Annotated in this window: 10 protein-coding genes; 8 read left to right on the top strand and 2 right to left on the bottom strand. The window is 73.0% G+C overall.

Features of this window, described 5'->3' with window-relative positions:
* The first annotated feature begins 127 nt into the window (after positions 1-127).
* The 8 genes from F4692_RS01135 (at position 128) to F4692_RS01100 (ending at position 11,020) form a co-directional block, all read left to right on the top strand.
* Positions 128-1,171: a rod shape-determining protein gene (locus F4692_RS01135; protein WP_179617818.1), complete on the top strand. Its 1,044-nt coding sequence runs from the start codon at positions 128-130 to the stop codon at positions 1,169-1,171.
* On the top strand, positions 1,171-2,109 hold the full coding sequence (gene mreC, locus F4692_RS01130; protein ID WP_179617817.1) for a rod shape-determining protein MreC: 939 nt from the start codon (positions 1,171-1,173) through the stop codon (positions 2,107-2,109). Before F4692_RS01135 ends, mreC begins: the two co-directional genes overlap by 1 nt.
* Entirely contained in the window at positions 2,106-2,618 is a 513-nt protein-coding gene (mreD, locus tag F4692_RS01125) for a rod shape-determining protein MreD (RefSeq protein WP_179617816.1), read from the top strand. Before mreC ends, mreD begins: the two co-directional genes overlap by 4 nt.
* Positions 2,615-4,738, top strand: a complete 2,124-nt coding sequence (gene mrdA, locus F4692_RS01120; RefSeq protein ID WP_308645098.1) for a penicillin-binding protein 2 — start codon at positions 2,615-2,617, stop codon at positions 4,736-4,738. Before mreD ends, mrdA begins: the two co-directional genes overlap by 4 nt.
* 4 nt (positions 4,739-4,742) lie before the next feature.
* On the top strand, positions 4,743-5,915 hold the full coding sequence (rodA, locus tag F4692_RS01115; RefSeq protein WP_179617815.1) for a rod shape-determining protein RodA: 1,173 nt from the start codon (positions 4,743-4,745) through the stop codon (positions 5,913-5,915).
* Positions 5,916-6,036: 121 nt separating this feature from the next.
* Positions 6,037-8,010 (top strand): TIGR03960 family B12-binding radical SAM protein, encoded by a 1,974-nt coding sequence (locus F4692_RS01110; RefSeq protein ID WP_179617814.1) that lies wholly within the window; start codon positions 6,037-6,039, stop codon positions 8,008-8,010.
* 20 nt (positions 8,011-8,030) lie between these two features.
* Complete coding sequence (locus tag F4692_RS01105) at positions 8,031-8,561, top strand: hypothetical protein (protein ID WP_179617813.1); 531 nt, start codon at positions 8,031-8,033, stop codon at positions 8,559-8,561.
* Positions 8,558-11,020 (top strand): rhamnan synthesis F family protein, encoded by a 2,463-nt coding sequence (locus tag F4692_RS01100; RefSeq protein WP_179617812.1) that lies wholly within the window; start codon positions 8,558-8,560, stop codon positions 11,018-11,020. Before F4692_RS01105 ends, F4692_RS01100 begins: the two co-directional genes overlap by 4 nt.
* On the opposite strand, the gene F4692_RS01095 is transcribed toward F4692_RS01100, so the two are convergent.
* Both F4692_RS01095 and F4692_RS01090 read right to left on the bottom strand, forming a co-directional pair.
* Positions 11,017-13,596, bottom strand: a complete 2,580-nt coding sequence (locus F4692_RS01095; RefSeq protein WP_179617811.1) for a rhamnan synthesis F family protein — start codon at positions 13,594-13,596, stop codon at positions 11,017-11,019. The genes F4692_RS01100 and F4692_RS01095 overlap by 4 nt on opposite strands.
* On the bottom strand, positions 13,593-14,168 hold the full coding sequence (locus F4692_RS01090; protein WP_179617810.1) for a hypothetical protein: 576 nt from the start codon (positions 14,166-14,168) through the stop codon (positions 13,593-13,595). Before F4692_RS01090 ends, F4692_RS01095 begins: the two co-directional genes overlap by 4 nt.
* Positions 14,169-14,215: the final 47 nt, after the last annotated feature.

Below are 14,215 nucleotides of genomic sequence, written 5' to 3'. Positions count from 1 at the left end.
CACGCCCCACTCGCCCCGCGCGTGTCCTGCCCGGAAGTTCCGCTCCCGCTCCTTAACCTGAGCGTGGGTCGGCGGGAGTGCTGACCCCACTTCCCAGATCGACCCGAGCAGCGGGGGCACCAGCGGCATGGCACTGAGCAGGACCACAGGGGGACTCATCGGCCGGGACATGGCCGTCGACCTCGGCACCGCCAACACGCTGGTCTATGTCCGCGGCAAGGGTGTCGTGCTCGACGAGCCGTCCGTCGTCGCGATGAACACGACGACCGGCGAGGTGCTCGCCGTCGGGCACGAGGCCAAGCGGATGATCGGGCGCACCCCGGACAACATCGCCGCCATCCGGCCGCTGAAGGACGGCGTCATCGCCGACTTCGAGGCGACCGAGCAGATGCTGCGCTACTTCATCCACCAGGTCCACCGTCGCCGCTACTTCGCCAAGCCCCGCATGGTGATCTGCGTGCCGAGCGGCATCACCGCCGTCGAGCAGCGCGCGGTCAAGGAGGCCGGCTACCAGGCCGGCGCCCGGCGGGTCTACATCGTCGAGGAGCCGATGGCGGCCGCGATCGGCGCCGGGCTCCCCGTGCACGAGGCCACCGGCAACATGGTGGTCGACGTCGGCGGCGGCACGACCGAGGTGGCGGTGATCAGCCTCGGCGGCATCGTCACCAGCCTGTCGGTGCGCACCGCGGGCGACGACATCGACCAGGCGATCATCGCGTGGATGAAGAAGGAGTACTCCCTGATGCTGGGGGAGCGCACCGCCGAGGAGATGAAGATGACCCTCGGGTCGGCCTTCCCGCTCCCCAGCGAGCCCGACGCCGAGATCCGCGGCCGCGACATGGTCTCCGGCCTGCCCCGGACGGTCGTCGTGTCGTCCTCCGAGCTCCGGCAGGCGCTCGAGGAGCCGCTGCACAACATCGTCGACGCCGTCCGCACGACCCTCGACCAGACCCCGCCCGAGCTCGCCGGCGACATCATGGACCGCGGCATCGTCCTCACCGGCGGCGGCGCGATGCTCCGCGGCCTCGACGAGCGGCTGCGCCACGAGACCGGCATGCCTGTGCACGTCGCGGAGGACCCGCTGTCCTCGGTGGCGTACGGCGCGGGCCGGTGCGTGGAGGAGTTCGAGGCCCTCCAGCAGGTCCTCGTGTCCGACGTGCGGCGGTTCTGATGCGCGGCTTCTCCGGACAGGACGGCCGCGAGCGCCGGTGGACCGGCCTCGACCGTCTCGAGTCCCGCAACCGCCCGCCGCGCTCGCTGCTCGTGGCGCTGGTGCTCGCGAGCATCACGCTCATCACCCTCGACGTCTCCGGTGGCGGCAGCTCGCCGCTCGAGCCAGCCCGCCGCGTCGTGGGCGAGGCGTTCGGCCCGGCCGAGTCCGCCGTCGCGGCCGCCGTACGCCCCTTCACCGCGGTGCCGGCCTGGTTCCGCAGCAAGGACGACCTCGCCGACGAGCTGCGCGACCTCGAGGCCAGCAACGCCGAGCTGCGCGGCCAGGTCGAGCTCGCCGGCTTCGACCGCAACCGTCTCGAGCAGTACGACGGCCTGACCACCGCCGCGGAGGACCTCGGGTCGGCGCTGGTCCCCGCACGCGTGGTCGCGCTGGGCTCGCGCCAGTCGCAGAGCTTCACCGTCACCATCGACGCCGGCTCCGAGGCCGGCGTCGGACCCGACATGACGGTCGTCAACAACGACGGCCTGGTCGGCCGGGTCCTGCGCGTCACGCGCAGCACCGCCACCGTCCTGCTGGTCATCGACCCCGACTCGACCGTCGGCGGCCGGGTGGGCTCCAGCATGGAGATCGGCTTCGTCACCGGCAGCGGCTCGCTGCGCCAGGAGGCGGGCCTCGACCTGCGCCTGGTCGACGACGCCTCCGTGCCGTCTCGCGACGACACGGTGGTCACGTGGGGCAGCGCCACCGGGCCGTACGCCCCCGGCGTCCCGATCGGGACCATCACCGAGGTCTACAGCAGCCTGCGCGAGGCGACGCAGCGCGCGGTCGTCAAGCCGTTCGTCGACTTCTCCGCCCTCGACGTGGTCGGCGTGATGGTGCCCAGCGGCGCCGAGAGCGACCGGGCCGTGATCGAGGCCGACGGGAGCCTGCGATGACCCACCTCCGCTGGGTCGCCGCGCTCGCGGCCGTGGTCGTCGCCCTCGTCGTCCAGGTCTCGCTGTTCCCGCACATCGCGTGGCACGGCATCGTGCCCAACCTCTGCCTGCTGGTGGTCGTCGCGGCCGCGCTGACCGTCGAGGCGCCGTTCGCGCTGGTCCTCGGGTTCGCCGCCGGTCTCACCCTCGACCTCGCGCCCCCGGCCGACCACGTCGCCGGACGCTGGGCGCTGGCGCTGACCATCGCGGCCTTCCTCGCCGCCCGCGTGCGCCAGGACCAGAAGCCCTCGGCGCTGGCCGTCGTCGGCACGGTCGCGGCGGCGTCCTTCGTCGCCACGTCCCTGTTCGCCCTGAGCGGGGTGCTGCTCCAAGACCCGACGATGTCGGTCGCCGGCCTGCTGGAGGTCGTGCTCGTCGCCGTCGTCTGGGACGTCCTGCTGACGCCGTTCGTGCTGCCCCCGCTGATGAAGCTGTTCGCGCGACTCAGCCCGCAGTGGGCGACCTCGTGAGCCGCTCGACGACGACCTCCCGCATGCGCCTGGTGGTCGTGCAGGCCCTCGTCTTCTCGCTCTTCGCCACGCTCTTCGTCCGGCTCTACTACCTCCAGGTCATCGGGGGCGAGGGCTACCAGGCGCAGGCCGCCGACCAGTCGGTGCGCGACATCGTCGTCCAGCCCCAGCGCGGGCTCATCGTCGACAGCCAGGGCCGCCCGCTCGTCGCCAACCGCACCTCGTGGGTCATCTCCGTCGACCGCACGCTCCTCGGCAAGCTCGACGAGGACCAGCGCACCGAGCTCGTCCGCCGGGTCTCGGTCGTCGTCGACGCCACCCCGGAGGACGTCGAGGCGCGGCTGGTGACCTGCGGCGACCCCGGCAGCGTGCGCGACGTGTGCTGGAACGGCTCGCCCTACCAGCCCGTCCCGGTCGCCTCCGACGTCTCCAAGGACGTCGCCCTCCGCGTGCTGGAGCAGCCGGAGGACTACCCCGGCGTGCTGGCCGAGCAGCAGAGCGTGCGGTCCTACCCGCGCCCGTACGGCATCAACCTCGCCCACGTCCTCGGCTACCTCAGCCCGGTCACGGAGGACGAGTACGACCTCGCCTCCGAGCGCGACGACCGCTCGCTCAACGGCGCCTCCGTCGTCGGCCGCGCCGGCGTGGAGAAGCAGTACGACGAGTGGCTGCGCGGGCTGCCCGGCTACCGTCGCGTCGCCGTCGACTCGATGGGCCGGGTGCTCGGCGACGACTCCGTCGTCGAGAGCACCCCGGGCGACACCCTCGTCACCTCCATCGACGCCAAGGTGCAGGCCGTCGTCGAGAAGCAGCTCGCCGCCCGGATCAAGGCGCAGCGCCTCGAGACCGACCCCGTCACCGGCCGCAAGTACGTCGCCGACTCGGGCGCCGCGGTCGTCCTCGACGCGAAGACCGGCCGCGTCGTGGCGATGGCGAGCCAGCCGACCTACGACCCCGACGTGTGGACGGGCGGCATCAGCGAGTCCCAGCTCGCCCACCTCTACTCCGAGGCCGCCGGCACCCCGCTGCTCTCGCGCGCCACCCAGGGCCAGTTCGCACCGGGATCGACCTGGAAGCCGTTCATGACCGCCGGCGCGCTGACCAACGGCTACTCGACCGACACCACGCTGCCCTGCTCGTCGGGCTTCCAGGTCGGCAACCGCGTCTTCAAGAACTACGAGTCCGGCGCCTACGGCAACATCGGCTTCGCCAAGGCGCTCGAGGTCTCCTGCAACACGTTCTTCTACCGGATCGGCTACGACTTCTGGCAGCGGTACGGCAGCGACCCCGCCGACATCGACGCGAAGGACCCGCTCGTCGAGGAGGCCAAGGACTTCGGCTTCGGCTCCCGCACCGGCATCGACCTGCCCGGCGAGGCCCCCGGCCGCATCGCGGACCGGACGTGGAAGCAGGCCTACTACGAGTCGCAGAAGGGCTACTACTGCGACCTCGCCGACAAGCCGCAGACCGCCGACACCAGCGACTTCGTCTACAGGTTCGCCCGCGAGTTCTGCCTCGAGGGCAACCTCTACCGCGCCGGCGACGCGGTGAACTTCTCGATCGGACAGGGCGACACGATCGTCACGCCTCTCCAGCTGGCGCGGGCGTACGCCGCGCTCAGCAACGGCGGCACGCTCTGGTCGCCGACGGTCGCCAAGGCCGTCGTCAGCCCGGAGGGCAAGGTGCTGCGCCGGATCGCGCCGCAGAAGGCGGCGCAGCTCGACGTCCCCCGCCGCTACCTCGACTACATCGACGAGGCGCTCAAGGGCGTCACCCGGCAGGGCACGATGGCGTGGAAGATGGGCGGGTTCCCCCTCGACCAGGTCACGGTGCGCGCCAAGACCGGCTCCGCCGAGGTCTACGGCAAGCAGACCACCGGCTGGGTCGCGTCCTACAGCGAGGACTACGTCGTGGTGATGATGATCAGCCAGGGCGGCACCGGCTCCGGGTCGACCGGCGACGGCATCCGCGCGATCTGGGAGGCGCTCTACGGCATCGAGGGCGAGTCCGTACGCCCCGCGCGCGCCGCCACGCCCGGCACGGTCCCGCCGGCGAAGCTGCCCGCGTTCCTCGACGACGGCTCGATCATGCCGCCCGTCCCGCAGAAGGCGGGGGAGTGAGCCGATGACCGTCCTGTCCACCCGCGCGCCCCGGACGGGCCAGCCGACCGCGAGCCTGCGTGCGCCCGGCCTCGACTGGCTGCTGGTCATCGCCGCGCTCGCGCTCGTGACCCTGGGCTCCCTGCTCGTGTGGTCGGCCACCTCCACCCGCGCCGACCTCACCGGCGGCGACCCCAACGCCTACCTGCGCAAGCAGCTGGTCAACGTCGCCATCGGCCTGGTGCTGATGGTCGCGGTGCTCGCCACCGACCACCGCTGGGTCCGCATCCTCGCGCCCCTGGCGTACCTCGCGAGCGTCGGCGGGCTCGCCATGGTGCTGGTCGCCGGCAGCACGATCAACGGGTCCCGGTCGTGGCTCCAGGTCGGCGGGATGTCGATCCAGCCGTCGGAGTTCGCCAAGCTCGCCGTCGTCATCGGCATGGCGCTGGTCGTCGCCGAGCGCACCGAGCGACGCTGGGGCCGCGGCGTCGGCAGCCTCGAGGTCGTCGCGATGCTGGCGATCGCGGGCGTGCCCGCGGCGCTGATCCTGCTGCAGCCCGACCTCGGCACCATGCTGGTGCTCACCGCGACCGTGTTCGGCGTGCTCGCCATCGCCGGCGCCGGCCGCCTCTGGCTGGGCGGACTGACCCTCGCGGGCGTCGTCGGCGCAGTGGCAGCGGTGTCGATGGGCGTGCTGAAGCCCTACCAGGTCGACCGCTTCATGGCCTTCACGAACCCCGACCTCGATCCGCGCGGGGCGGGCTACAACGTCGAGCAGGCGCGCATCGCCGTCGGCAACGGCGGCCTGTTCGGCCAGGGCCTGTTCGGGGGCTCGCAGACGCGCTCCGGCTTCGTCCCCGAGCAGCACACCGACTTCATCTTCACCGTCGCGGGCGAGGAGCTCGGCCTGGTCGGGGCGGGCATCCTCATCCTCCTCGTCGCGGTCGTCATCTGGCGGGCGCTGGCGATCTCGGCGCAGGCCGGCGACCTCTTCGGGCGGGTGGCCGCGGCCGGCATCGCCTGCTGGTGGGGGTTCCAGGCCTTCCAGAACATCGGCATGTGCCTCGGGATCATGCCCGTGACCGGCGTGCCCCTCCCGTTCGTCTCCTACGGCGGCAGCTCGCTCTTCGCGGGCATGCTCGCGCTCGGGCTGCTCCAGAACATCCACCTCCGCTCGGCGGGGAAGCCCCGCCGCTGACGCACGGCCGCCCGGCCGTCGAGTAGGCCGCACCACCGGCGGCGACGTAACCTTGAGGGTCGGCGCGGTCGCTGCGCCGTGCCCTTCCCCTGGTCCCGATCCCTGTCGAGGTGTTCAGCGCATGTCCGTCGCGTCGGTCTTCCCGCGCCTGGAGGCGAGGCTGCCGTCCGTGCAGAAGCCCATCCAGTACGTCGGCGGCGAGCTCAACTCGGTCGTCAAGGACTGGGACTGCGGCGAGGCGTCCGAGACCGGCGGCCCGACCGTCCGGTGGGCCCTCATGTACCCCGACGCCTACGAGGTCGGCCTGCCCAACCAGGGCGTCCAGATCCTCTACGAGGTCCTCAACGAGCGCGACTGGATCCTCGCCGAGCGCACCTACTCGGTGTGGCCGGACATGGAGAAGGTGATGCGCGACGGGGACGAGCACGGCCCCATCCCGCAGTTCACGGTCGACAGCCACCGCCCGGTCGGTGCCTTCGACCTCTTCGGGCTCAGCTTCTCCACCGAGCTCGGCTACACCAACATGCTCAACGCCCTCGACCTCGCCGGGATCCCGCTGCACGCGGCCGACCGCGGGGAGGACGACCCCGTCGTCATCGCCGGCGGCCACGCGGCGTTCAACCCCGAGCCGATCGCCGACTTCGTGGACGCCGCCGTGCTCGGCGACGGCGAGGAGGTCGTGCTCGCGATCTCCGAGGTCGTGCGCGAGTGGAAGGCCGAGGACCGCCCCGGCGGGCGCGAGGAGCTGCTGCGCCGCCTCGCGGTCACCGGCAACATCTACGTCCCGCGCTTCTACGACGTGGCCTACGCCCCCGACGGCGCGATCGAGGCCGTCGTGCCCAACCGGCCCGGCATCCCGTTCCGGGTCCGCAAGCACACGCTCATGGACCTCGACCAGTGGCCCTACCCGGCCAACCCGCTGGTCCCGCTCGCCGAGACCGTCCACGAGCGCTTCTCGGTCGAGATCTTCCGCGGCTGCACCCGCGGCTGCCGCTTCTGCCAGGCCGGCATGATCACCCGCCCGGTGCGCGAGCGCTCGATCAAGACCATCGGCGACATGGTCGAGAACGGCATCCGCAAGTCCGGCTTCGAGGAGGTCGGCCTCCTCTCGCTGTCCAGCGCCGACCACACCGAGATCGGCGACGTCGCCAAGGGCCTCGCCGACCGCTACGAGGGCTCCAACGTCTCGCTCTCGCTGCCCAGCACGCGCGTCGACGCCTTCAACATCACGCTCGCCAACGAGTTCTCCCGCAACGGCCGCCGCTCCGGCCTGACGTTCGCCCCCGAGGGCGGCTCGGAGCGGATGCGCAAGGTGATCAACAAGATGGTCACCGAGGAGGACCTGATCCGCACCGTCGCGGCGGCGTACTCCCACGGCTGGCGCCAGGTGAAGCTCTACTTCATGTGCGGCCTCCCGCAGGAGACCGACGAGGACGTCCTCGCCATCGCCGACCTCGCCAAGCGCGTCATCGCCAAGGGCCGCGAGGTCTCCGGCCGCAACGACATCCGCTGCACCGTCTCGATCGGCGGGTTCGTGCCCAAGCCGCACACCCCGTTCCAGTGGGCTCCCCAGCTCGACCACGAGGCCACCGACGAGCGGCTGCGCCTGCTGCGCGAGGTCGTCCGCGAGGACAAGAAGTACGCCCGCGCGATCGGCTTCCGCTACCACGACGGCAAGCCCGGGATCGTCGAGGGACTGCTCTCGCGAGGCGACCGCCGCGTCGGCGCCGTCATCGAGCAGGTCTGGCGCGACGGCGGCCGGTTCGACGGGTGGAGCGAGCACTTCTCCTACGACCGCTGGATGGCGTCGGCCGAGAAGGTGCTCGCCGACACCCCCGTCGACGTCGACTGGTACACCACCCGCGAGCGGGAGTACGACGAGGTGCTGCCGTGGGAGCACCTCGACTCCGGGCTCGACAAGGACTGGCTGTGGGGTGACTGGGAGGACGCCCTCGCGGCCGCCGACGGCGCCGACATCGAGATCGAGGACTGCCGCTGGACGCCCTGCTACGACTGCGGGGTCTGCCCGGAGATGGGCACCGAGATCCAGGTCGGCCCGACCGGTCAGAAGCTGCTGCCGCTCAGCGTCGTCTGAGGCTCGCTAGAGTGCGGCGCGTGAGCGAGCCCACCACCGACGACCTGCAGGTTGAGGTCGACCTGCTGCGGCGCGAGCTGGCCGCGGTGCGCGCCGAGCAGGAGACCGTCGGCGAGCGCGAGGCCCGCCTCCGCAAGTCGCGGGACCGCGCCGTCAAGGCCGCCGAGGTGCTGTCGACGCTGCTCGCCGAGCGGCTGCGCGGCGAGACCGCGGTGGCCGGGGCGGGGGAGCGCTCCTGGTGGAGGCGCGGCTCGACGTCCGTGACGCCCGAGGAGGCCGGACAGCTCGAGCTGATCCGCCAGTCGCCGCTCTTCGACGCGGCCTACTACCTGCGCAGCCACCTCGACGTGGCGCGGCGCGGCGAGGACCCCGGCGTCCACTTCCTGCGCCACTGGGACCACCCCTTCCGCAAGCCCAGCGAGGCCTTCGACATCGCCCAGTACGTCCTCGACCACCCCGAGGTGCTCGTCGAGCGGGTCAACCCGCTGGTGCACTTCCTCGCCTCGGCGGAGTCCGACGGCGCCGACGCCTACCCGCCGGCCCGCCGGTGACGCGCGTCGGACCGCCGACGCTGGACGAGCGTCTGGCCGATCGCCGCGCGGCGATCGAGGACTTCCACAAGCGCTGGTCGGCGTACGTCCGTCGCTGGCGCCGCGCCGCGGCGGAGGGCCCGGAGGCCGCCTCGGCCCTCGTCGAGGAGGTCCTGCGCGACGGGCTGCCCGAGGACCGGGCCGACCGGGCCCCGGAGCGGGCCTCGCTCGCCGCCGCCCGCGCCGTCGTCGCGGCCAGCGGCTTCCTCGACCCGGAGGAGTACGCCGTGCGCCACCGGTTGCGTCGCGGCACCGACCCCTACCGCCACCACGTCGAGACCGGCTGGCGGATGCTGCAGAACCCCAGCCCGCGCTTCGACCTGTGGTCCTACTGGGTCGACCACCTCGACCCGACGACGGAGGGCGCCGACCCCCTGCTCCACTGGCTCGTCGTGGGCCGCCACCTGGGCTGGGGACCGGTGCCCGGGCCGCCGCCCGCGCGCACGCCGGTCCGCCCGGAGGCGGGCGCGCCCCCGCGGCGCATCTGCCTGTTCGCCGCCTACGACGCCGACGGGCTCGTCGACGACTACGTCGTGACCTACCTGCGCGAGCTGTCCCGCCACGCCGACGTCTACTACCTCGCCGACGGCGTGCTGGAGCCCGGGCAGCTCGACCGGCTAGCCGACGTCACGGCCGGGGCGTGGAGCATCCCGCACGGCGGCTACGACTTCGGCTCCTTCTCCCTCCTCGCGCGCGACCTCGTCGGCTGGGACGTCGTCGACGGCTACGACGAGCTGCTGCTGGCCAACGACTCCTGCTTCCTGCTGCGCCCGCTCGACGAGGTGTTCGCGACGATGGACGCCCGCGCGTGCGACTGGTGGAGCCTGCAGGCCACGTCGATGGAGCACGACGAGAACTACTTCCGCGACGACGCCGCGATCCCGCTCGCCGAGGCCAAGCGGCGCTTCCTCGGCCCCCGCCACTTCAGCGACGTGCGCTACCTCCACCTCAGCTCCTACTTCCTGGCGTTCCGGCGGCCCGTGGTCGCCGACCCCGGCTTCCGGTGGCGGCTCGACACGGTCGTGCCGCAGGAGGCCAAGGGCCTGGTCGTCCACAAGTACGAGATCGGGATCAGCCGGCACCTCACCGACGCCGGCTACGACTTCGACACCTGGCTGCCCGACCTCCAGCCCTTCCACCCGCTCTATTCGCGCCACGTCTTCGACCTGGTCGGCACGGGCTTCCCGCTCGCCAAGCGCAACTTCCTCGGCGAGAACCCGCGCCGCGCGCCGGACGTCGGCCGGTGGCGGGAGCGGCTCGCTGAGCTGGCACCGGAGGCACGGATCGACGAGATGGCCGCCAACATCGCCCGGGTCACCGACCCGGCACGGCTGCACGACGCGTACGACGTCGTCCAGGACCCCGCGACCGGCAGGCGCACCGTGCGCACGTCGGCGCTCGCCGGTCACCCCTTCCGCCGGATGGACCGCGAGACGCCGTCCTTCGGCCACTGGTGGGCGTTCGCCGCCGGACCGTCGGGTCGGCTCGACCCGGGTGTCCGCGCCGTCCTCGAGCAGGTGCGCCACGACCCCTCGATCCGCAAGGTCGTGCTCACCCGGACGCGGCCCCTGCTCGACGACGTGGCGGGCGAGGGCGTCACCGTCGTCCCGATCGCGACGCTCGGGGGCCAGGAGGCCGTGGTGCGGTGCGGCGTGATCGTCGTCGGCGACCCCCTGGACGCCGCGCTGCCCCACGCCCCGCTCCCGGCCCGGCACCGCGTCCGGCACGTGGGCGCGCCCTGGGCTCCCCTGGACCGTGCCGCCACGCCGCCGGCGCTGGGTGCCGTGGACTCCGTCGCCGTGGCCTCCCCCTTCGAGGCGGCCGCTCGCCGGGTGGCCGACCCCGGGCTGGGCGCGGACGACACCTGGCTCACCGGCCTGCCCCGCCACGACCTGCTGGCCGCCGAGGTTCTCCCGGCAGACCTCGCCGGCGCCGAGGCGCGGCTGCGGGAGCGGCTCGACGGACGGCCTCTGGTGCTCGTCACCGGGGCCGGGGGGTCGGCGTGCTCGCCCGACGACGTCGCCCGGCTCGGGGCGTGGGCCCGCGACGCCGGCGTGGTGATCGGGGTGCGCGAGGGCCGGCCGGACGCCCCCGACGGCCTCACCCGGGCCCTGCAGCCGCTTGCCCCGCTCGGGCTCAGCGACCGCAGCGTGGTGTCCGAGGCCGTCGTGCTGCGCGCCGCGTCGGCGGTGGTGAGCCCCTCCGCCAGCGGGGCGCTCGATGCGCACGCCGCCGGCCACGCGCTGCTCGTGCACCGGTGGGGCGACCCGCTCGACCCGCTGCTCGACCGGCTGGCGGACCTCGCCGGGGCCGGGTGGACGGCGACGCCCGACGACCGTCGGCCCGAGGTCGCCCTCGATGGCCGTGCCGCGGCCCGCTTCGCCCACCGGGTCCGCCTCGCCGAGCTGGCCCGCTCCTAGGCCTCGGACGACTCCGACACGTCCGACTCCTCGTCCTCGGCCAGCCACGCGTCGACCGGGAGGTAGGTCCGCTTGATCGCCAGCACGACGCGCTCGGCCGCGTGACCGTCGCTGGCGGCGTGCAGGTCGCGGCCCCAAGCGAGGTAGTCGGCGTCGGCGGCGCCCGCCAGGGCGGCGTCGAGCGCCTCCCCGAGGCCGTCCGGTGCGGTGCGCGCCAGGGGGACGACGTCGCCGTCCGCCCCGTCGACGACGTTGAGCGCCGGTCGGCCGAGCACTGCCCAGTCGGCGAGGTCGGCCGCGGAGCCCGACACCAGCACGGAGGCGAGCCGCCAGGCGGTCTCGGGGTGCACCGGCATCAGCGTCTGGGGCGAGTCGGAGATCAGCGTCTCGTCGGAGAGGTCGAGCAGGGGCTCGGCGAGCGGTGACGTCGAGGTGCCCCCTCGGCGCACGCCGACGGCGACGTCGGGGTGCGCGGCCGCCCAGGTGGCGAGGGCGACGAGGTCGACCTCGGCGCCCCACGGCTCCACGACGACGAGGCGGCGTCCGTCCAGCACGCGACGCAGCCGGGTGAGCTCGGCGCGGTGGGCCTTGGCGAGGTCGGCCTCGTCGGCGACCAGGAGGTCGATGCGCGGCGAGCCGAGCTGCCACACGCCGTCGTCGTCGAGCCTCGGGAGCGCCGCGGCGGCGTCGGCGCCGTGCGTCCCGGCGACCACGATCGCCCGCGTGAGGGTGTCGTCGAGGTCGAGGGCGCTCCGGTCACGCAGCCCCCAGGTGTCGCCGCTGCCGTCGAGGCCGACGTCGGGGGAGGTCAGCCCCGTGGCACGCCCGAGCTGCAGGAAGCGGTGGTAGCGCGGCGACAGCGGGTGGTTGACGTCGCTGCGCGGCCCGACGTTGGTGAGGACCGTCCCCATCCGGAGGCCGTACATCTGGCCGGGCGGGCTCTCGGTCGCGACGCGGACCACGTTCTGTCCCGACGCGTCGAGCGGTCGCGAGCCCTCCAGCACGATCTTCTTCACCGACGGGTCGTCGCGCACGGCGTCGAACACCGCGCGTACGGCCCCGCTGAGCAGACCGGTGCGCGGGTCGGCGGGGAAGCCCCACCAGTGGTCGAAGGAGGGCACCCACTTGTCCTCGTCGGGGAACGTGTCGGAGCCGAGGGGCTCGGGCAGCACCGCCTTGCCGTCGGGGCCCGACCGGATCGCGAAGCTGCGGTGCAGGCTCCACGCGGGGGCGATCCGGCGCAGGTTCGACTCCATCGCGTCCACGTCGGCGTCCGGCACGTGCTCGAGCACCCGCTCCTTCCACAGCCGCAGGTCGGGTGCGGAGAAGGGGTTCTCGTAGAGGAACTGACGCTTGAGCAGCGGGAAGCCCTCGGCCATGAGGTCGAACGCCGAGGCCCGGTAGACCGGGTGGTAGGGCAGGATCCCGTCGACGAAGGTCGCGAGGTGGTAGCCGCCGAGGATCAGGTAGCGGGAGAAGCCGATCTCGTACTTGAGGATGATCGCGGTCTTGTCGCGCTGCTTGGCCACCGTCTCGAGCCGGCGACGGAACTCCGGGTCGTCGAGGACGCGCCGGCGGTAGACCAGGAAGTACGAGCCGACGTGGATGAAGTCGGAGTAGCGCCACAGGTCCTGCTGGCGCATCTGCTCCTCGACGTCGTCGAGGGCCAGCGGGCGGCCGAGCTGCTCGAACTCCCGGATGCCGAAGTCCTCGTAGGTCGCCTGCAGGCCCCACCAGTCGCACGCCGTGGCGTCCATCTTGGCGAAGACCGTGTCGAGCGGCTGGACCAGCCAGCACGAGTCGTTGGCCAGCATCATCTCGTCGTACTGGTCGATGACGTCCCACCCGACGAGGTCGGTGGCGAGCATCGAGTAGGACCCGAAGTCGTAGCGCCCGTGACGGATCGCCCAGGCGCCCTTGGTGTACGGCGCCAGCTTCTCGAGCTCGCCGTCCTCGAGCTCGCAGTCGGCGAGGTAGTAGATGTCGGCGAAGCGACTGAGGTCGGCGAGGTAGGAGACCACGGTCGGGTCGACGATGCCGTCGATGTCGAAGGCCGCGTAGAGGCAGACCCGGCGGGGGGACCCGGCAGGCTCCGTCGGGGCGGGGAGGTCGCGCACCCGGGGCAGCGTCTCGAGGCCGTGGCGCCTGCCCTCGAGGGCGTGGTGCACGACGGGGTTGACCTCGTCGTCCTCGGGGTCGAGGTGGGCGTTGGTGTAGTGCCACAGGTCGAAGCCGGGGGAGGGGTGGCGCATCTCGTGCCACCCGCGCTCGGCGAAGTGGATGGCCTGCTCCGGGCCGGTGCACAGGTGCCAGCGCAGGTCCGGGTTGTGCCACATGTAGCCGAACTCGTCGAACTCCCCGCTCGCCCGGATGACCGCCACCTCGGCGGCCAGCACGGCGTCGCGGTCGGTGGCCTCGACCTCGGCGCCCGGGTCGACCGGCGGCAGCCCGTGCGCCATCGCGTCGTCGACCAGGCGCGCGCGCTCCTCCTCGGACGCGGCGACCCAGCGCGGCACGAAGGCGCGCCAGCGCGAGGTGAACTCCGCCAGGGGCAGGGGACCGGTGGTGGCGCTCACAGGTGCAGGTCGCCGGCCGGGGACGCGGTCGCGTCGTCGTCGGGTGCGTCGTGGAGCTGGTCGTGCCGGATGGCGTGCAGGAGCGCGGGGAGGTCGCCCTCGGCCTCGGGGTGCCGCTGGAGGTAGTCGGCGGTGCTGAAGCCGGGACCCGGGTCCAGCTTCTTCCTGTTGCCGTTGCGGACGTAGTGCAGGGCCGGGCTCAGCCCCGTGCCGGCCGCCTTGGGGTGCGTGCGGAGGTACCACGCGCCGTCGAAGAGGTCGCTCGCCTCGACCGCGCGCACCAGCTCGGCCTCGGGCTCGGTCGCCCCGCGCCGACCGAGCAGCCGGCCGACGCCGGACGGCTCCGCCTGCTGGGCCCAGTAGCGCTCGGAGAGCGTGGTGGCGAGGACGTCGGAGAGGGTGTCCACCTGGTCACGCAGCCGGGCGCGCTGGCGTCGTGCGCGCTGGAGGGACTCCCTGGTGTGCTCGAGCTCGATCTGCCACCACTTCATCTCGCGTCCGGACTGGCGCAGCGCCTTCTCCGTGCGCGCCAGCCGGGCGGTCAGGTCGGTGTCGTCTCCCCGGTTCTCCACGGGGCAGCACCCTACCCTCGGGGGCGACTACCTATGCTGTCGCCGAC

The organism is Nocardioides cavernae (assembly GCF_013410035.1).
Lineage (GTDB): Bacteria > Actinomycetota > Actinomycetes > Propionibacteriales > Nocardioidaceae > Nocardioides > Nocardioides cavernae_A.
This window is presented reverse-complemented; position numbering and strand designations above follow the sequence as displayed.